This window comes from Vibrio proteolyticus NBRC 13287, assembly GCF_000467125.1.
GTDB lineage: Bacteria > Pseudomonadota > Gammaproteobacteria > Enterobacterales > Vibrionaceae > Vibrio > Vibrio proteolyticus.
Map to the genome: position 1 here is coordinate 24,080 of NZ_BATJ01000027.1, position 19,843 is coordinate 43,922.

At 53.9% G+C, this 19,843-nt stretch carries 19 protein-coding genes; 6 read left to right on the forward strand and 13 right to left on the reverse strand.

What is annotated here, in order from left to right:
* Positions 1-129 precede the first annotated feature (129 nt).
* The gene (locus tag VPR01S_RS20485) at positions 130-894 is read left to right on the forward strand and encodes a TatD family hydrolase (protein ID WP_021707281.1); all 765 of its coding nucleotides are present in this window, start codon (positions 130-132) and stop codon (positions 892-894) included.
* Positions 895-958: 64 nt separating this feature from the next.
* Here VPR01S_RS20485 and tatC read toward each other — a convergent pair whose 3' ends face one another.
* The 7 genes from tatC to rmuC form a co-directional block, all read right to left on the reverse strand.
* Complete coding sequence (gene tatC, locus VPR01S_RS20490) at positions 959-1,711, reverse strand: twin-arginine translocase subunit TatC (RefSeq protein WP_021707282.1); 753 nt, start codon at positions 1,709-1,711, stop codon at positions 959-961.
* Between the two features lie 65 nt (positions 1,712-1,776).
* Positions 1,777-2,187: a Sec-independent protein translocase protein TatB gene (gene tatB, locus VPR01S_RS20495; protein WP_021707283.1), complete on the reverse strand. Its 411-nt coding sequence runs from the start codon at positions 2,185-2,187 to the stop codon at positions 1,777-1,779.
* Positions 2,188-2,190: 3 nt separating this feature from the next.
* Positions 2,191-2,436 (reverse strand): Sec-independent protein translocase subunit TatA, encoded by a 246-nt coding sequence (gene tatA / locus VPR01S_RS20500; RefSeq protein WP_021707284.1) that lies wholly within the window; start codon positions 2,434-2,436, stop codon positions 2,191-2,193.
* A gap of 47 nt (positions 2,437-2,483) precedes the next feature.
* Positions 2,484-4,121: a ubiquinone biosynthesis regulatory protein kinase UbiB gene (ubiB, locus tag VPR01S_RS20505; RefSeq protein WP_021707285.1), complete on the reverse strand. Its 1,638-nt coding sequence runs from the start codon at positions 4,119-4,121 to the stop codon at positions 2,484-2,486.
* The gene (locus VPR01S_RS20510) at positions 4,118-4,723 is read right to left on the reverse strand and encodes a ubiquinone biosynthesis accessory factor UbiJ (protein WP_021707286.1); all 606 of its coding nucleotides are present in this window, start codon (positions 4,721-4,723) and stop codon (positions 4,118-4,120) included. Before VPR01S_RS20510 ends, ubiB begins: the two co-directional genes overlap by 4 nt.
* Before the next feature lie 9 nt (positions 4,724-4,732).
* On the reverse strand, positions 4,733-5,515 hold the full coding sequence (gene ubiE, locus VPR01S_RS20515; protein WP_021707287.1) for a bifunctional demethylmenaquinone methyltransferase/2-methoxy-6-polyprenyl-1,4-benzoquinol methylase UbiE: 783 nt from the start codon (positions 5,513-5,515) through the stop codon (positions 4,733-4,735).
* Between the two features lie 68 nt (positions 5,516-5,583).
* Positions 5,584-7,116, reverse strand: coding sequence for a DNA recombination protein RmuC (rmuC, locus tag VPR01S_RS20520; RefSeq protein ID WP_021707288.1), 1,533 nt, complete (start codon positions 7,114-7,116; stop codon positions 5,584-5,586).
* 132 nt (positions 7,117-7,248) lie between these two features.
* On the opposite strand from rmuC, the gene VPR01S_RS20525 reads away from it, so the two are divergent.
* From VPR01S_RS20525 to VPR01S_RS20535, 3 genes are all read left to right on the forward strand, one after another.
* Entirely contained in the window at positions 7,249-8,160 is a 912-nt protein-coding gene (locus VPR01S_RS20525; RefSeq protein WP_021707289.1) for a DMT family transporter, read from the forward strand.
* Positions 8,161-8,424: 264 nt separating this feature from the next.
* Complete coding sequence (locus tag VPR01S_RS20530) at positions 8,425-10,800, forward strand: putative bifunctional diguanylate cyclase/phosphodiesterase (protein WP_081693218.1); 2,376 nt, start codon at positions 8,425-8,427, stop codon at positions 10,798-10,800.
* A gap of 179 nt (positions 10,801-10,979) precedes the next feature.
* A complete protein-coding gene (locus tag VPR01S_RS20535) occupies positions 10,980-11,429 on the forward strand; it encodes a GNAT family N-acetyltransferase (protein ID WP_021707291.1) in 450 nt (149 codons plus the stop codon).
* On the opposite strand, the gene VPR01S_RS20540 is transcribed toward VPR01S_RS20535, so the two are convergent.
* The 3 genes from VPR01S_RS20540 to ftnA form a co-directional block, all read right to left on the reverse strand.
* Entirely contained in the window at positions 11,430-12,617 is a 1,188-nt protein-coding gene (locus VPR01S_RS20540) for a BaiN/RdsA family NAD(P)/FAD-dependent oxidoreductase (protein WP_040903234.1), read from the reverse strand.
* A gap of 103 nt (positions 12,618-12,720) precedes the next feature.
* Positions 12,721-13,044 (reverse strand): universal stress protein UspB, encoded by a 324-nt coding sequence (gene uspB, locus VPR01S_RS20545; protein WP_021707293.1) that lies wholly within the window; start codon positions 13,042-13,044, stop codon positions 12,721-12,723.
* Between the two features lie 77 nt (positions 13,045-13,121).
* Positions 13,122-13,649, reverse strand: coding sequence for a non-heme ferritin (gene ftnA / locus VPR01S_RS20550; protein ID WP_021707294.1), 528 nt, complete (start codon positions 13,647-13,649; stop codon positions 13,122-13,124).
* Positions 13,650-13,809: 160 nt separating this feature from the next.
* Between ftnA and uspA the strand changes: the two genes are divergently transcribed.
* Both uspA and VPR01S_RS20560 read left to right on the forward strand, forming a co-directional pair.
* Positions 13,810-14,235: a universal stress protein UspA gene (gene uspA, locus VPR01S_RS20555; RefSeq protein ID WP_021707295.1), complete on the forward strand. Its 426-nt coding sequence runs from the start codon at positions 13,810-13,812 to the stop codon at positions 14,233-14,235.
* A gap of 56 nt (positions 14,236-14,291) precedes the next feature.
* Positions 14,292-15,170, forward strand: coding sequence for a carboxylate/amino acid/amine transporter (locus VPR01S_RS20560; protein WP_021707296.1), 879 nt, complete (start codon positions 14,292-14,294; stop codon positions 15,168-15,170).
* Positions 15,171-15,218: 48 nt separating this feature from the next.
* On the opposite strand, the gene VPR01S_RS20565 is transcribed toward VPR01S_RS20560, so the two are convergent.
* From VPR01S_RS20565 to VPR01S_RS20575, 3 genes are all read right to left on the reverse strand, one after another.
* Positions 15,219-15,656 (reverse strand): hypothetical protein, encoded by a 438-nt coding sequence (locus VPR01S_RS20565; RefSeq protein ID WP_021707297.1) that lies wholly within the window; start codon positions 15,654-15,656, stop codon positions 15,219-15,221.
* Between the two features lie 91 nt (positions 15,657-15,747).
* The gene (locus VPR01S_RS20570) at positions 15,748-16,533 is read right to left on the reverse strand and encodes a class I SAM-dependent methyltransferase (RefSeq protein WP_021707298.1); all 786 of its coding nucleotides are present in this window, start codon (positions 16,531-16,533) and stop codon (positions 15,748-15,750) included.
* Positions 16,534-16,605: 72 nt separating this feature from the next.
* Positions 16,606-19,755, reverse strand: coding sequence for an EAL domain-containing protein (locus VPR01S_RS20575; protein WP_021707299.1), 3,150 nt, complete (start codon positions 19,753-19,755; stop codon positions 16,606-16,608).
* Between the last annotated feature and the right edge of the window lie 88 nt (positions 19,756-19,843).

The following is a 19,843-nucleotide window of genomic DNA, read 5'->3' on the forward strand; positions in this document are numbered from 1 at the left end:
AACGGCAAAAATCCCAAAACGATCTATCAGTCTTATTGCTTATGCTCTGTTTTGCATTAAGGTCACGCCAGTTTGAGCCAGGCCCCGTGGCTGTTTTATACTAAGCCTAATCACTCAGGAGAGACACCCATGATCGACACCCACGCCCATATTTACGCCTCTGAATTTGACCACGACCGTGATGAGGTGGTGCAGCGCGCGCTGGCGCAGGGCATTGAGCACATTCTGTTACCCAACATCGATCTGGACTCCATTGAACCGATGCTCAAAACCGAAGCGGCCTACCCACAGGTGTGTCGTTCGATGATGGGCCTGCACCCGTGTTACGTCGATAGCAAGGTTGACCAGACACTGGCCACCATCGAAAGCTGGTTTGAGCAGCACCCGTTTATCGCGGTGGGGGAAATCGGCATTGACCTTTACTGGGACAAAACCTTCCGTGCAGAGCAGGAAAAAGCCTTCGTCACCCAGCTGAACTGGGCCAAACAGCGCCAGTTACCAGTGGTGATCCACACCCGTGATTCGATTGAGGAAACGCTGACCTTACTGGCGCAGGAGCAAGACGGTTCGCTGCGCGGCGTGTTTCACTGCTTTGGCGGTAGTCTGGCACAAGCGCAAGCCATCAACGGGCTAGGTTTCCACCTGGGTCTCGGCGGTGTGTCTACCTTCAAAAACGGCGGTATGGATAACGTGATTCCGCATCTGGATATGGATTACGTCATCCTGGAAACCGACTGTCCGTACCTGGCTCCGGTGCCGCATCGTGGCAAACGTAACGAGCCGGCGTACACACAGTTGGTTGCGCAGCGCATCGCCCAATTGCGGGAGATCGGTCTCGACGAGGTCGACAACCTGACCACAGATAACGCCAAAACCCTGTTCAATCTCAGATAAGCTCTTTTCTCCAGGTACAAAAAAGGCTGGCACTGGCCAGCCTTTTTGCGCGTCGGGTGACGCATTACTCTTCCGCCGCCGCTTCGCCGTCGTCACTCTTGCGAGTATAAAAGCGCGCAAAGAACAGACCGATTTCAAACAACAGGCACATCGGAATCGCCAGCAGAGTCTGAGAAATCATATCCGGCGGCGTCAGCAGCATCCCGACCACAAACGCCGCCACAATAATATAGGGACGCTTTTCTTTCAGGCTTTGAGGATCGGTTGCCCCAGTCCAGCACAGCAGAATGATCGCTACAGGCACTTCAAAGGCGATGCCAAACGCCATGAACAGTGCCAGCACAAAATCCAGATAACTGGCAATGTCGGTTGCAAACTCCACCCCGCCCAGAGAGATGGCGGTAAAGAAACCGAACACCAGCGGAAACACCACAAAGTAGGCAAACGCCACCCCGCAGTAAAACAGCAACGAGCTGGAAAACATCAATGGCATGATCAGCCGACGTTCGTGCTTATACAAACCGGGCGCGACAAACGCCCACACCTGATAAAGAATAAACGGCACGGCCACAAACACTGACGCAATCAGCGTCAGTTTGAGTGGCGTGAAAAACGGCGATGCCACATCGGTGGCGATCATGGTCGCGCCGGCCGGCAGTTTCTCAACCAGAGGTTTGGAAACAAATTCATAAATATTGCCGGAGAAATACACCAACCCGACAAACACCACCACCACGGCGACAATGCATCGCAGCAAGCGATCACGCAGTTCGAGCAAGTGGCTGATTAAAGGCTGTGTCTGCTCTACCGAAGACATGGCAAACCTCATTCAAAAAAGATCAAAAAAGAGCCGCATCCCTATGCAGCTCTTTGGTCATAAGACTACTCGGCTTTTTTCTCTGCCGTGTTGGTCGCTTGGTCCGCTGCTGGCTGTGAAGCCGCAACGTGGTCATCGTCTTGGGCGGCTGACGGCTCATCCGCCGCGGGCTGAGACGATGGTTTGGCATAAGGACGCTGAACGTCCTGCGCGGCTTTCTTCAGCTCCTCGACCGACGATTTGAGCTCGGGAGAGAGGTCTTCCATGCCCATCTGTTCCGCTTTGCGCAGATTTTCCTGCAGCTCCTGAACTTTCAGCTCATGAGACAATTCGTCCTTGACGCTGTTTGCCATGCTTTTCGCGGCCCGAATAAAGCTCGTGACACTACGAATCGCGTGCGGCAATCGTTCCGGACCTAACACCACCAAGGCCACCACAGAGATCAATACCAGTTCCCAAAAACCGATATCAAACACGAGTTAGGCCTGCTCTTTGTCTTTCTTGCTATCAGCAGTCGCGTCCGTTTTCTGCTGCTCTAAATTTTTTTGCTCGAAGTCGGCATCGGCGTCTTTTTTTGCCGACGCGTCTTCGTCGTTCATCGCTTTCTTAAAACCTTTAACGGCACTGCCCAGGTCACCACCAATGTTGCGTAGTTTCTTTGTGCCAAACAGTAAGATAACGATGACAGCAATAATGAGAAGTTGCCAAATACTGATACCACCCATTCTTTATACCTCGGGTCTGCTTAAAAAATACTTTCTGAGTTTACCGTCTATTGACGGTAAGCTCGCCAACTGAGCAGCCAAAATGTGACCCCAGTGATACCACTGACCACCGACAACTGCTCAAATGCGTTGTTGACCAATATTGCCGAGCATACGACTAAAGTGGCGCCAACGCCAAACAAAAATCTTCCGGTCGCCTGCTGACGTTTGCTGTCTCGATAGCCCTGATAAAGCTGATCCATACGCTGGTTCATGGCCTTACCCTGACGCAGGCTGTCGTACAACAACTCCGGCAACTCCGGCAGTTTTTCCGCCCAGAACGGTGCCCGGTCTTTCACCGCGTTGATCACGGCTTGCGGCCCCACCTGATTCATCATCCACGATTCGAGGAACGGTTTCGCGGTTTCCCACAAATCCAGCTGTGGGTAGAGCTGACGTCCGAGCCCTTCCACATACAGCAAGGTTTTCTGTAACAACACCAGTTGCGGCTGCACTTCCATATTGAAGCGTCGTGCCGTATTGAACAGATTCAGCAACACATGTCCGAAAGAAATCTCGCACAGGGGTTTGGCAAAAATCGGTTCACACACAACGCGAATCGCAAATTCAAACTCATCAATGTTGGTTTCACGTGGAACCCAACCCGATTCCACATGCAGTTCTGCTACCCGGCGGTAGTCCCGATTGAAAAACGCCAGAAAGTTCTCTGCCAGATAACGCTTATCTTCACTGTTCAGGGTACCGACGATGCCGCAATCCAGCCCAATCCATTGCGGGTTTTCCGGATGCGCCGGTTGAACGAACACATTGCCCGGATGCATATCGGCATGAAAAAAGCTGTCTCGAAATACCTGAGTGAAAAACACGCTCACGCCACGCTCGGCCAACAACTTCATATTGGTGCCGTTGGCTTTGAGCCCCTCAATATCAGAGACCTGAATCCCGTATATTCGCTCAGAAACCATGACAGTTTCATTACTGAAATCGGTAATGACTTCAGGAACATACAATTCTTCACTGCCTTCAAAGTTGCGCCGAAGCTGAATCGCATTGGCCGCTTCGCGGCGCAGATCGAGTTCATCGAGCAGCGTTTTTTCGTACTCGCGAACCACTTCAACCGGTTTCAAACGCCGAGCTTCAGGCAGCGCCTTGGCGACTATACGCGCCATCCGGTACATGAGTTTTAGATCTGCATCAATGACTGGGCGAATATCCGGTCGGATCACTTTAAGCACCACTTCCCGCCCCGACTCTTTGAGTTTGGCGGTGTGCACCTGAGCAATCGACGCCGACGCCAACGGGACAACTTCAAAGTCACTGAACCAGTTATCCAGGCTGCCGCCGAGCGCTTTTTCCATTTGCGCGCGCGCCAGGTGACCATCAAACGGTGACACCTGATCCTGCAGCAACGCCAGCGGATCGGCGATGTGCTCAGGAAACAGATCGCGGCGGGTCGACATCATCTGGCCGAATTTGATCCACACCGGTCCCAGCTCCTGCAGCGCGAGACGCAGACGCTCGCCAAGTGGCTTGTCCGCATGTTGGTTCTTAATCCAGAACAGAGATTTACGCGCCAGCAATGGCGCTTTGGTCAACTGATGTTCGCTCGGCAGGAGTTCATCCAAACCGTACTCCAACTGGACCCGGACGATGTGATAAAGACGTTTGAGCTCGCTTGGCGTCATGTTTTCTCCAGCAACTGGTTAAGTCGGGCATCAAGCCGGGCGGCCTGGCTGCGCACCTCGTCGACCTGATCACAAAAATGCGCCACTTCAAGTGGCGCGGGTGCCAGTTGCCATTCTTCGGTAATGACCTGAGCCAGATGACTTTGATGCTTGCGGGCCTGCGACGCCATCAGGTGGCCGACATTTTTTGCGCCCTGCACCAGAGTATGTGCCACTACATCGCCAGTCAAACGCGACAGCCATTCTTCGATATCCGGCTTACAGTCAGTCATCAACTGAGCAAATTTCTGTGCCAGTTGAATGTCGCCCTCCAGCACTAACTGGTCCTGTTTGATCAACTTGGTGATGTTGGCCTGCTCACGCAGTTGCGGTAACACCGCGACATTGAGTGACAGGTAGCAATCAGGCAGACCTTCATAGCTGGCCAGCACATCGATTTGCTGGCTGAACAGGAACGTCAGGGTTTTATTGAATTCTTTCAGATGCACCTGAATCGCCTGACCTTTGAGTCGGCCGAGACGACGACCCAGCTCGGGGTCGTCTTGAATCAGGGTATTGAGGGTGGTTTCGATGGCCGCGGTGACCAGGGGTTCAAATGGCATGCTTCACCCTCAGAATTTGTAGCCACGGTGCAGCGCGACAATGCCGCCGGTCAGGTTGTAGTAACAAGTGTTGTCAAACCCGGCGTGTTCCATCATGCCTTTCAGTGTTTCCTGATCCGGGTGCATACGAATTGACTCGGCCAGGTAACGGTAACTTTCGGCGTCATTGGCCACCAGTTGCCCCATTTTGGGCAGCAGGTGGAAGGAGTACGCATCGTAAATTTTCGACAACGGCTCCAGCACCGGCTTAGAGAATTCCAGCACCAGCAGGCGGCCACCCGGTTTGAGCACCCGGAACATCGAACGCAACGCCGCGTCTTTATCGGTCACGTTGCGCAGGCAGAAACTGATGGTGATCACGTCAAAATAGTCGTCCGGGAACGGCAGGGCTTCCGCATTGGCTTGCACGTAATGCACGTTGCCCACAATGCCGCTGTCGCGCAACTTATCGCGGCCCACGTTAAGCATCGAGTTATTGATGTCCGCCAGCACCACATGGCCTTTTTCTCCGACGATGCGGGAAAACTTCGCCGTCAGATCACCGGTCCCGCCCCCGAGGTCAAGAATACGCTGACCCGGACGTGCGCCGCTGCAGTCAATGGTAAAACGCTTCCACAAGCGGTGGATGCCGCCAGACATCAGATCGTTCATGATGTCGTATTTCGCGGCCACGGAGTGGAAGACTTCGGCCACTTTCGCCACTTTTTCGTCTTTTTTGACCGTGGTGAAACCGAAATGGGTGGTTTCCTGATGATCTGGTGCCGTTTCGGCTTGCACGTTGGTATCCGTCATTCTCTGTCCTCTTGAGCAGCGTTAACACTGACGATGAGAGGCTCAATCGGCCTCTTTGCTGCGGGCGGTTAGTTTACTTTATCCTCAGCGTGATGTCTTTCTACTAACGAGTCATTTTCTGCGAAAGCCTCATTTTGCGCGATGTCGCTCAGAGCAGACGAAATCGGCCGTTTGACCTCGACACCCAATTGTTTGAAGCTTTCCGCCTGTCGGATGACGTTCCCGCGCCCGGTGGCCAGTTTATTCATCGCGCCCTGGTAATTTTGATTGGCTTTATCCAGCGCCCCGCCCAGGCTTTCCATGTCGTCGACAAACAGGCGCAGCTTGTCGTACAACTTGCTCGCCCGCTCCGCGATGATCTGGGCGTTCTGGTTCTGACGCTCATTGCGCCACAGGTTATCGATGGTGCGCAGCGCCACCAGTAACGTCGTTGGGCTGACCAAAATGATGTTGTGCTCCATGGCGTCTTTCACCAAACTCGGATCCGCTTGAATCGCGACCTGAAAGGCCGGTTCAACCGGAATAAACATCAGTACATAGTCGAGACTCTGTATTCCTTTGAGCTGGTGATAATCTTTGTGACTCAATCCCTTGATGTGCGCACGGATCGCCAACAGGTGATCGCTCAGCGCACGTTCACGCTGCGCGTCAGTGTCGGCGTTAAAGTACCGCTCGTAAGCCACCAGCGCCATTTTCGAGTCCACCACCACCTGCTTATCGTGTGGTAGATGCACAATCACATCCGGCTGATAACGCTTGCCCGCCTCGTTGTGCAAACTGACCTGGGTCTGGTACTCATGGCCTTCACGCAGACCGGATTCGGCCAGTACCCGGGCCAGCACCACTTCGCCCCAGTTGCCCTGCTGCTTGTTATCGCCTTTGAGCGCTTGTGTCAGATTCACCGCTTCACGGGTCATGTGCTCGTTGAGCTGCTGCAGTTTCTTCAATTCGTGCACCAGCGTGTGACGCTCTTTGGCTTCAAGAGTAAAACTGTCGCTGACCTGACGTTTAAACCCTTCCAACTGCTCACGCAGCGGCGTCAGAATGCCGTCCAGGCTCTGACGATTCTGCTGGTCAACTTTCGCGGTTTTGCTTTCGAACAATTGATTGGCCAGATGCTCGAACTGCTGCTTGAGCCGCTCTTCCGCTTTCTCCAGCAACTCCAGTTTCTCCTGACTGGCGAGCATTGCCTGTTCATGGCGCGCTTCCTGCTCTCGTAACCGGGCTTCGAGCTGAGACTTTTGTTCGCGCACCTGATTGAGCTGATCCGCGTATTGCTGACGTTCCTGTCTGACCGTGTCGAAATAACGCAGCTTTTCCATCACCGCCATCAGTTTGCCATGCGACTGACGCCGTTCGTATTCGGCTTTGTCGCGTTCATTGTCCAGCTCATCTAACTCCGTTTGCGCCTGAGTCAGTTCCTGACGTAACTGGTCGAGCTGAGTGTCATGCCACTGTTGATTGGCATTCAGCTGCTGTTCAAGCAATTGATTTTGATAGCGCATCTTCTGTTTGACCCACCACCCGGTGGCGACACCGCCAGCCAGCGCACTTGCTATCGCGCTGAGCAACCAGCCTTGATGTTCCAGAATCCATTGCATAATAAAGGTTTAACCCGTGTCAGACGTTTTTTATCATGGTATTTCGACACTGGATAAATGTCCAGTTTGTCGTCCAGATATCGAGCAGCTAGACTAGGCGTTTTGCTCTGCCTCTCGTCGATAAGGAATATCATGAACGAACGCCGCGCGCTCGGATTTGCGCTGTCTGCGGTGCTGCTGTGGTCCACAGTCGCCACGGCATTTAAACTCACGCTGGCCGAATTCACACCGGTGCAAATGCTGACTGTCGCCAGCATCGTCTCTGCGCTGGCACTGACGCTGGTTTGTGCACTGCAAGGGAAGCTGCCTCAGGTAGTGCCGACGTTCAGTGCCAATCCGCTTTATTTTGTCCTGCTCGGGCTGATCAATCCGCTTGGCTATTATCTGATTCTGTTTAAAGCGTATGATCTGCTGCCCGCCTCACAGGCTCAGGCCATCAACTACAGCTGGGCAATTACCCTGACCTTGATGGCCGCGGTATTTCTCGGCCAGAAAATTCGCAAACAGGACTGGCTGGCGTGCGCGTTCAGTTATTTTGGCGTGGTGGTCATTGCAACACAGGGCGATGTTCTCGGCATGCACTTTGAGAGCCCGCTCGGCGTCGGACTGGCGTTACTCTCAACCCTGTTGTGGGCCAGTTACTGGATTCTCAATACCAAAAACCACGCCGATCCTGTCATCAGCGTACTGCTCGGTTTTCTGGTCGCCATTCCGTTTGCGCTGGCAATCAGTGGCTGGGAAGGCGCCGGTTGGTCAGACATCAGTGTCCGGGGCTGGCTGGCGGTGGGCTATGTAGGACTGTTTGAGATGGGCATTACCTTTGTTTTGTGGCTCACCGCTCTCAAGTCCACCCGCAACACTGCCCGGATCAGCAATCTTATCTTTGCGTCGCCATTTATTTCACTGTTGCTACTGGCCACCATTATCGGTGAGCAGATCCATCCGACCACACTGATCGGCCTGATGCTGATCATCACCGGGCTGGCGATCCAGCAGATCAAAACCCGTCGCCACGATCCCGACCGTTCATCAGCATCTGAGTAGCGTCACAACGCAGCGCCCGCGGCTCGGTATCGCAGGCGCTGGCTTACCCCGCAAACCGATTGATTGGCTTGCAAATCCGCCTCGTCATTTTTGAACCAAGATAACACTTTGACTTTACAACACGGCTAAGTCGCTGCTTTAGTGGGATTATTCCATCAGTTCCACGTGAACTGGATTAATAATAAAGTCAATAATAGATACCAAATCCCGCACCGGCCTCACGCAGCCGGTGGCAAACAGACGTCATTGGTCAAACACAATTCTATGTCTCATAACCCATTAATCAGCCTGCATGCTGATGCCATCACACAGGCACTGCATCAACTGCGCACCTTACTGAGCGGCCAATGTGCCCTGCTGAGTGGCCATATGCCGCACCAACCTGTGCTGGGAGACTCACTTCACGTGACAGCGGAGCTGGCCTCATGGTATCCGGGCCAATCCGAGCTGTATCACTGCCAGCACAGCGGTGTGACTCTGGCGCCTATCTGGCAGGATGCGTCTACACTGATCGCGCTGCTGGCTGTCAAATCTGCGCATCCGCAAACGGCCTGGCTAACACGCACTGCCGCCGACAGCCTGACCCACACTCTCGGGCAATCGTTGACGCTGCCCACTTTGCAGCAGTTCATAAACAGCCTGGACGATCACGCCTGGGTCAAAGACCCAAACGGGATATACATCATGGGTAACCTGGCGATTGAACAAGCCTGGGGACGTACGCTGAGTGAGATCGTCGGTGCCAGCGACCATCAGTTGTTCAGTCCGCAGCTGGCGCGAAAATTCATCGCTTCCGATCACAAGGTGATGGAACACGGCAAAGCCATGACCGTCGATGAGTGCTGCGATCAAGGCACCCGGGGCGACAAACAGTGGTATGAGACCATCAAGGCCCCCATCTTTGATCACCAGCAGCGCCTGGTCGGTATTCTCGGCATGACACGTAATGCCACCCAGCGCAAACAGGTCGAAAATCAGCTCAGCATCGCCACCAAAATCTTCAGCAACTCCCATGAGGGTGTGGTGATCACCGATGCCGACGGCAAGATCGTCGAAATCAACGCCGCGTTCAGCGACATCACTGGTTATCCGCCGCAGGACGTGATCGGCCATAATCCCCGCCTGTTGCAGTCCGGCCACCACGATCGCGCATTTTACCGCGACATGTGGGCACAACTGAAACGGGACGGACGCTGGAAAGGCGAATTCATCAACCGGCGCAAAGACGGTTCCGTTTACCCACAACTGGCTACCATCAGCGCGGTATACGACGAATACAAACAGTTGATGAATTACATTTGTGTGTTTGAGGACATCTCTCTCTATAAAGAGCATGAAGAAAAAATCGAGCAGATGGCGTATTTCGACCCGCTGACCGATTTGCCCAACCGTACCCACCTGATTCAGTTGCTCGACGAACAGATTGTCGCCAGCCGCGAAAGCGGCCGATCTTTCGCAACCCTGGTACTGGATGTCGACCATTTCAAACACGTCAACGATAGTCTGGGCCATTTCAGTGGCGACAAAATATTGTCTGAGCTTGCCACCCGACTGAAAGCGCATCTGCGTCACCAGGATCACATCGCCCGTATCGGTGGGGATGAATTTGTGATCATCCTCAGTGACCTCGACAGCACCGCCGACTTGTCACTGATGATGCAGCGCCTGTTCTCCAGCTTCCAGCAGACGTTTTCTCCGCACGAAGGCGCCGCCCTGCGCCTGTCGACCAGCATCGGTGTCGCGATGTTCCCTTGTGATGGTGACGACGGAGAAACCTTACTCAAAAACGCCGATACAGCGATGTATCAGGCCAAAAAGAATGGCCGCAACGGTTACGCCTTTTACACCCCGGAGCTGACGGATGTCGCGGTGTCGCATGTGCGGCTGCAGTCGGCGCTGCATGAAGCACTCGAGCTGGGGCAGTTTTCGCTCGCCTACCAACCCCAGTATCAACTGGCCGACGCCCATCTGACTGGCTTTGAAGCTCTGATCCGCTGGCAACACCCAGAGCTCGGTGCAATCTCGCCAGCCCAGTTTATCCCGATTGCGGAGAAATCGGGCTTAATGCAGGCAATGGGTAAGTGGGTACTCACCACCGCTTGTCGGCAAGGTAAAACTTGGCTGGATAAAGGCTATGAGTTTGGCAAACTGGCGGTCAACGTTTCGGCCATTCAATTGCAGCAAAGCGAATTTACCGAACGTCTGGAAGCAATTCTGCATGACACCGGCTTCCCGGCCAACCGGCTGGAAATTGAGATCACGGAAGGGCTGCTGATGGAAGATCAGGAGCAGGCCATTCGGTATCTCGATCAGGTTCGCCAGTTGGGCGTTGAAATCGCCCTGGATGACTTCGGTACCGGTTATTCCTCCCTTTCCTACCTGAAAGGCCTGCCACTGCATAAACTCAAAGTCGATCGTTCGTTCGTCAGTGATGTGCCGGATGACACCGACAGCAACGCCATCGTCAACGCGATCATTGCCATGGGCCACACTCTGGGGTTGAAAGTGATTGCGGAAGGAATAGAGAATTCGCAGCAGCAAGACTACCTGCTGCGCCAGGGTTGTTGCTACGGTCAGGGGTATCACCTCGGCCGCCCGATGGACGCCGAAGCCGCCACCACCCTGCTTAAGGGTGCCTGAATCGGCCGGATCATCCACCCGGCTTGCGCTCTGAGACGAGCACAGGGCAATACACGCGTTGAGAAAATCTTGATATCAACCCCGGTGTGCCTGATAACGTTTTAGCTATTCCGTATCTATCTTGAGGACTTGTGCCACGTGGTGTGACTAGGATGTGGTTTTCACTAGAGGACACCATCATGACACTTCGTATCTATGCCGCCGAGCCGCAACACGTTCCACGGGTATTGCCCATGTACATGGGCTATCTGAACTTTTATCAGGTGCAAAAAACCACCATGCAGGCACAGCAGTACCTGACCGAGCGCCTGAACTTGGGCCAATCACGGATTTTTTATGCGGAGCTGGACGGCGCTGTGGCTGGTTTTTGCCAACTCTACCCTTTGTTTTGTTCACTGGAAATGAAGCGCATCTGGCTGTTGTACGATCTGTACGTCACGCCGCCAGCGCGCCGACACGGAGTCGCAGAGGCATTACTAGAGCGGGCCGATCAACTCGGCCGCGAGAGCGATGCCGCATTTATCATGCTCAGCACCGCCCAAGACAATCACCCCGCTCAGACGCTGTATGAGCAACACCACTACGTGCGAGATAATGAGTTTGTGGTCTACAATCGGAGGCTGGACTGATCACACCCACTGACCGGCTACATAACCACTCGACCAGCACCACTGAAAGTTGTAACCGCCGAGCCAACCGGTAACGTCCATCACTTCACCGATGAAATACAAGCCTTTGACGCTGGTGCATTCCATGGTTTTGGACGATAGGTGCCGGGTATCCACCCCACCCAACGTCACTTCCGCAGTACGATAACCTTCAGTGCCGTTGGGGGCAATTGTCCAATGCTCAAGATGCTGCGCAATCGCTTCCAGATCATGGCTGTTGAACTGTTTAAGCGGTTTGTCGCACAGCTCTTTACGTTCAATCAACACTTCCACCAGACGTTTCGGCAGCACCTTGGAGAGAGTGTTTTTGAGGCTCTGGTTGGGGTGTTTCTCGCGCGAACACGTCAGCAACTGGCCGACATCCGCATCCGGCACCAGATTGATGGTCACACTCTGACCGGCTCTCCAGAACGAAGAGATCTGCAGCACCGCAGGTCCGGATAAACCTCGGTGGGTAAACAGCAGCGCTTCTTTGAATACCGTGCCATCTTGGGCAGTGATCTCCGCAGGAACCGCGATTCCGGAAAGCTCGGCAAACGCTTCTTTATCGGCTTTGTGCAGCGTAAATGGCACCAGTCCCGCGCAGGTCGGTACCACCGATAAGCCAAACTGCTCCGCCAAACGATAACCCAATGGGGTGGCCCCGAGTTTCGGCATCGATAGCCCCCCGGTGGCGACCACCAGCGACTGGCATTCGATCGTCTGACCCGCCACGTTCACCGCAAAACCTTGCGGCGTCTGCTCGGTGTGGAGAATTTCCTGTTGATAGCGCAGAGTAATATTGGGCTGGTCACACTCACTCAACAGCATGTTCACGATGTCTTTGGCGGAGTTGACGCAGAACAGCTGACCATGATCACGCTCTTCAAACTCAATTTCGTACTTGCTCACCATGGTGATGAAATCCCAGTTGGTGTACTGAGACAAGGCCGATTTCACGAAATGCGGATTGCGGCACAAGTAGTTAGCGGCGGACACATCATAGTTGGTAAAGTTGCACCGACCACCACCAGAAATGAGAATTTTACGGCCCGGTTTTTTGCCGTGATCGAGCACCAGCACCCGCCGGCCACGCCGACCGGCGTGCGCCGCACACATCAGGCCGGCAGCACCCGCACCTATAATCACAACGTCAAACTTCTCACTCATGGTCTTTCCCGGCTCTTGTGCAATAAAAAAGGATGTGCGGGTGCACATCCTTGCCATTCGGGCGCTATTCTAACGGCAAATGCACGGCTTGCCAATTCACCACTTACAACACCAGAGCGGCCATCAGCGTCACCAGCAGCAGCGCCGTGGTCAGCACAAACAGCTCCCGCACCCGATCGCATTTGTGGGTGAACAGTTCGTCGTGATGATGATGGTATTCTTTACTTTTCAGGTAGTGAAACAACCGCACCTGTTTGGTGACGTTACCATGGGTGGTAAAAAAGCCGTTGCCATCGACCTGCTGATACAACAAAGGGTGCGCTTCGCGCATGATATGAAGAAGAGAACGTAGTGCGGTGAAGTACCTTGCCATATTGACAAGAGTGACAAGCATTAGCGCAAATAGAATGGTGTCTCCACTGATCATCTTTTCCTCCCTACATCTTCATACCGGTGCCCGAAAGGAAAAGACGATCTGTCGATTATCTTTACGCTGAATCCAACTTATTCAGCAGAGGCATCCATGATTGAAGATGAGCCTTCTTTTGCCATTGCCGCCAGATCCTTATCGATGAAGAACAACGCTTTACCATCTTCGCCGACCAGTTCCAGCTTGTCTAAAATCCCTTTAAACAACTTCTCTTCTTCATGTTGCTCCGCAACGTACCACTGAAGGAAGTTAAACGTTGAGTAGTCCTGGCTGGTGAATGCCAGATGAGCGAGCTTATTGATTTTATCGGTGATCATCTGCTCATGCTCATAGGTTTCACGAAACACTTCACCTAAGCTGGCGAAGGTGTGTTTCGGTGCGTCAATCGCACCCAGAATCGGCATCGCACCCGTTTCGCTCACGTAGGTGAATAAACGCTGCATGTGCTCCATCTCTTCTACGGCGTGTTTGCGAAGAAATTCAGCCGCCCCGTCAAATCCTTTGTCCTCACACCAGGCACTCATTTGTAAGTATAGATTGGATGAGAAAAATTCGAGATTAATTTGCTCATTGAGCTGATCGACCATCGCTTGAGACAACATCGGGTACTCCTAGTCACTGTATCTGATTGTATTGTCGTTACTATATCACTTTGCCAACCATAACACTTCGCCCGGCGGATGTAGATATGAGATCGCCACGACAAAAATTATCCGCACCGGATGCTAACCTGTAGATAGACCCCAATAAGGAGATAGCACCATGAGTTATCAACACATTTTAGTCGCCGTGGATCTGTCTGAAGACAGCAAGAAACTGGTCGAAAAAGCCGTGGCACTGGCCAAACCCCTGGAGGCTGAAGTGTCGTTCATTCATATCGACGTTAACTACGCGGAGCTGTACACCGGACTGATCGACATTAATCTGGCCGAAACTCAGCATCAGGCAATGGAAGCGTCACAGGATCAGCTCAGAGCACTGGCGAATCACGCGCAGTACCCAATCAAGCATACCTTAGTCGGCAGTGGCGACCTGAGCAACGAGCTGTGCGATACCATCCAGGAGTTCGCCATCGATCTGGTGGTCTGCGGTCACCATCAGGATTTCTGGAGTAAGTTATTGTCCTCAACTCGCCAGTTGATCAACTGTTCTCCGGTCGACATGTTGGTAGTACCACTCAAAGACTGACGACACGACAAAACTCGGTTAGACTGCAGAGCAAATATTCATCACTCTGATTTGTTATGACCTATTTATCTGCAGTCACCCTGTTGTGGGCGTTTTCTTTTAGCCTGATCGGCGTTTATCTGGCCGGTCAGGTCGATTCCTGGTTTTCGGTGCTGATGCGAGTAGCCCTCGCCAGCTTAGTGTTTCTGCCTTTTCTCAAATTCCGTGGCGTTGCCAAACCCTTAATCGTGAAGCTGATGGCGATTGGTGGCGTGCAGCTCGGCCTGATGTACTGCTTTTACTATCAATCCTTCCTGCTGCTGTCGGTGCCGGAGGTACTGCTGTTTACTGTCTTCACGCCAATTTACGTCACCCTGATTTATGACCTGCTCAAAGGCCGCTTCTCCCCCTGGTATCTGCTGACCGCGATGATCGCCGTCGCTGGTGCCGCAGTGATCAAATTTGCCGGCGTCAACGAGCATTTTATGCAGGGCTTTCTGGTGGTTCAGGGCGCCAACCTGTGTTTTGCCATCGGTCAGGTCGGCTATAAATACGTCATGGAGCGTGAGCCGGTTGAATTGCCGCAGCATACCGTATTCGGCTATTTTTACCTTGGGGCACTGTGTGTCGCACTGGTGGCGTTTGCGCTACTGGGGAATCCGCACCAACTGCCTGCCACGTCACTGCAATGGGGCGTGCTGATCTACCTGGGTCTGATTGCGTCTGGCTTGGGGTATTTCGCCTGGAACTGCGGCGCCTGTCAGGTTAACGCTGGCGCGCTGGCAGTGATGAACAACGCTCTGGTGCCGGCGGGGCTGATCGTCAATATTTTGATTTGGAACCGCGATGTCGATCTGATGCGTCTGGCGCTGGGAGGTGCGGTGATCCTATTGTCATTGTGGGTCAATGAAACCTGGGTCAAACGCCGTATTGAACGCCGTTATCAGAACGCCTAACGGCATAAAAAAACGCCCGCATGATGCGGGCGTTTTTATCTCGTTTCATCAGTGCATCCGAGCGGCACTGCTGTCGGCTGGGTTTAGCGTCGTCAGACGCTGATTGACACGGCTGAACTGGCGCTCGAGTTTGTGATGCTTTTTCAGCAGCTTTTGCTGTTTTTTCAGCACCTTCTTCATCTTTTTATGAAATTTAGCCTGCTTCTTGGCGCTCTTTTTGGCCTGCTTGAGCGCTTTTTTCGACACTGGCTGAGCCACACCGTCTTTATCGACTGCAACCGGTATGATAAGCTCGCGCTCATCGGCTGAAATGGCTGGTGAGGCGTCGCTTACTGGCAGCGCCATCGGCTTGCACAACGCGCTCTTATCGGCCGATGCGCGCGCACAGGAGCGACACAGGTACTTCGGCGCCGCCACCAATGACTGGATCTCGCCCAGGCTGGCCGCGATGTCGCGTCGATCCAGCTTACAAAAACGTTTCGCCATGCCACCACTCCAAAGCCAAGAATACGAAGAGTTCTTAATTAGATATAACCGCAGCGACGCGTTTAAGCAAGCACAAATCGTCCTGGTAAAGTCAATCTGCCGCCATTGCGGCATTCACGTAAACATCAAAGCGATTTTTCTTGGTTTCGATGGCCATGGTTGGCTTATGCCCTGCCAGCCACTCAGCGTAATCCGGGCGCTTAACCACCACCCGCTTGCTGGCCAAAGCCAGGGCCGGCTGCAACAGCGCATCCGCATCGGTGTCCGCGCCGACCAGCGACTGAAACACCCGCATCTCTTTTTTCACCAAAGCGGATTTTTTCTTGCTTTCCGGATGCGGGTACATGGGATCGAGATACACCACATCCGGACGGACAAACTCCGCATCTGCCGCCAACTGGGCCAGCGCATCATGGCTGGACGCATGCAGCAAGGTCATTCGCTCCTGCACCCAATGGCCAATTTCCGTGTCTTGACCCGCGCGCAACAGGCCATCTTCCAACAAGGCCGCCACTACCGGATGCCGTTCAACCATCTGTACCTGGCACCCTAACGATGCCAACACAAACGCATCACGGCCCAGGCCCGCCGTGCCGTCCAGTATGGTAGGCGTGACGCCTTTGTTAAGCCCGGCCGCTTTGGCAATCGCCTGACCTTTACCGCCGCCGAATTTGCGTCGGTGCCCAACCGCCCCGCCCACCAGGTCAACAAAAATCGCGCCCAGTTTGGGCTCGTCGAGCTTACGCAGCTCCAGACGCTGCGCCGTCAGCACTAGAGCAAATTCACTCTGCGGGGTGTGCTGCAGGTGCCAGCGTTGGCCGATCTCATCGAGACGTGAGGCTTGATTGGGGTCTTCGCATATCAGTTGCAGCTGCAAAGTGGCTTCTCCACTAGATTCATTACACGGCGCGCAGTGTACCCAATTTCACTCACCGTCACCACGCTGAGGCTATGCAAAATCGAGCCCGCCCTCACCCATCAGTTCGCTCATCAGTTCCGCCAGCGGTTTCGGCCGGCCAATCAGATACCCCTGAGCGTAATCCACACCCAACGCTACCAGATGCTCATAGATGGCGCGGTTTTCGACAAATTCCGCCACGGTCCGTTTACCCATCTGCTGGGCCAGATCGTTGATCGAACGCACCATCAGGCGATCCATCTCGTTATGGTCAATATCACGCACGAACAAACCGTCAATTTTGACGATGTCCACCGGTAAGCGTTTCAGGTAACCAAACGACGACAGGCCGGAGCCGAAGTCATCCAGCGCGATCAGACACCCCAGTTGTTTGAGCTGACTGAACAGCGAGATCGCCTGCTCCATATTGCTCATTGCCGCCGTTTCCGTGATTTCCAGACAAATCTTCCCGCACGGAACCGGACTGCTGGCCAGCGCCTGCAACAGAAACTGAACAAATTCGCGGTTGCCCATTGAGTGACCCGACAAGTTGATCGACACCAAGTCCAGTCGGGCCAGCGCATCCGGATGGGATGCGAAATACGCCAGGCTCTGGCTAACCACTACCTTATCAATCAGATGCGCGATGTTGTAGCGCTCGGAAGCGGGCATAAAGATCGCAGGCGAAATGTACTCACCGTCTGAATTACGAATTCGCACCAATACTTCACAGTACAGGCTGTCCGCTGGTTGCGACACATTGAGGATCCGTTGGCCAAACAGTTCAATCCGCTGATTCGCCAGCGCATCATGCACCAGGCTGACACTCTCCATTTCCAGTTCGCGACGCCGCAGATCCTGATCGTCCTGGCAATAGAGGTTGAAGCGGTTACGCCCTTCTTCTTTGGCTGCATGGCAGGCGGTATCCGCCTGTGCGTGTACCATCTGGGGGGACGTGGCAGTATGGTCTATCAAGCGAATCCCAATCGAGCAGGTCAGATTGAGTCGAATGTCGTTCCAGATAAACGCCTGCTCAGCCAGGGTACTGATGATACTGCGCGCCACGTGTACCGCGTCGCGTTCGGTGCAGTCTTTGAGCAAAAGCGCAAATTCATCCCCGCCCATGCGCGCCAGAATCGTGTTGTACGGCAGGATCTCCTGCAGCATGCTGGCGCAGAACTTGATCGCGGCATCGCCCGCCTCATGCCCGGCGGTGTCGTTGAGTACCTTCAGTTGGTCCAGGTCAAGATACAGCATGGCGTGGGTACGCAGGTGGCTTTCCACTTCACTGAGGGCTTTGTCCAGTTCCAGTTCAAACTGGTTACGGTTGTAAGTGTCCGTCAGCAAATCATAACGGGCCTGATACGCCAGTTGATCGGCCAGCTTCCGCGTTTCGGTCACGTCTTCCCCGACAATCAGCAAATGGCCGGTTTCTGCCAATGGGCGGATGTTCTCGCGCACCCACATCGCATGCCCATCAGCGTGGAGATATTCGATCTCCCGCTGCCAGACTCCTTTAGCCACCTGCTTAGGCTGCAGCAGCACCTGACGCGGTACAATGGCATCGGCGTGCAGATAGAATTCGCGCAGCCGATGACCAAGCAACTGCTGCTCTTCGTAGCCGAGCATCTGCTCGGTAAAGCGGTTCACCTGTTGGATACGGTTCTGCTCATTAAGCGTCAGCATCATCACCGGTTGCTGATCGTAATAGTGACTGAGGCTGGCTTCCCGCTGCATCAGTTTGTCTTCGGTCTGTTTGCGTGAAGTGATGTCACGCGCTTCAAGCAGAAAGCGCACCTGCTGGCCGACATCTTTGGGTAATGGTTTCAGGGACAACTCGAGAATTTGCACCCCGTGCTCCGGGTGCCACACTTCCACTTCAAACTGCGCCGGACGCGACGCTTGCTGCGCAGCGAAATAGTGTTTGATACGCTGCGCTGAGCCCGCCTCCAAATGTTTGTGCTGCCACAACGGTTTGTCCAGTTGATACTGAGGGTTATAGAGCAGCTCCTGCAACTTGCTGTTGCTTGATACGATCCGGCCATGTTGATCCAACATACCGATGTAGTGATAACTCTGATCAAACACCGATTCGAGCAGCACCTGGCTGTGGCGGGCTATCTGCTCACTCTTTTTCAGCCGCCGGGTGTAATAGATCAAGCTCAGCAGGATCAGCGACAACACCAGCACAGTCATCACCAGCAGTTCGAGCTCACGCTGATAACGTTCGGCAAACGGCAGTGGTTTATTAAAGAACACCCCGGCGGGCTCCCCTTCAATACCCAGCCCCCAACGGGTCACGGCCTGATAATCGAGTTTGATTTCCGGAGGAACACGTTTGACCTTGGGCAGTGGCGCCGACGGGTTGGCCAGTACCTCAAGCAAGGTGTCGGCGGCCGCTTTACCTTGCGAGTGACCGCTGAGAACCACGCCGCCAATGGCCCCGTTGCCAATGCCGAGATCATGCACCACGTAGACCGGCGCCTGAGCGTGGTGAATAAAAGTATTCCACTGCACCAGATCACTGACCTCGCCTTGCTGGTCACGGTAATACACCCAGTACAAAATGGCGTCGTTGCGATTCATACCTGCTGCGCGCTGGTAGAGATGCTCAAAGGTATCCGGCACCAGCGGCTGGATCAGCGACTGGTACTGCGGCGACCGCGCAATAAAGTGGTTGAGCTGCTGACGCACCGCAGCCCCGGTACGGGAAAAGTCGGTCACGACATAAATCCGTTCGACATTGGGTTGCAATCGGCGGATTAACGCGATATTACTTTCGATATCAATGTCTTCTGTTACCCCGGTTGCACGCAGATCACGGTGCATCTCACGTGAGTAATTATTGATACCGCCGAAGATCACCGGCGTGTCGCCCAGTTGCGGCGCCAGACGCTGCATCAGGCTCAGCGCATTATTGTCACTTACCAGCACCGCATCATAACGCTCCTGCTCCAGCAGCGTTTTGTACAGCTGGTAGATCTGGTCAAAATACAGCGCGGACTGCAGCCGTTTGGTGTCGAGGTAGACCGCACGGGTTTTGATGTCGGTATGCGGTGTCAGGACGTCGTCGACACCATGTTGGAAGGCATCGGTCCAGAAGAAACCGAGATGATACGAGTGAACGATGAGCACACTGCGGTCCGTGGCGGACGCAACGCCGCTTAACAACAACGCGATCAGACACAAGACAACTCGCACGCTCTACACTCTCTCTTCATTCGTCAGTGATAAGACAGTATCATAACTGATGATAATTTATACTTTTATCACGTGCCGTAGCGCGCTG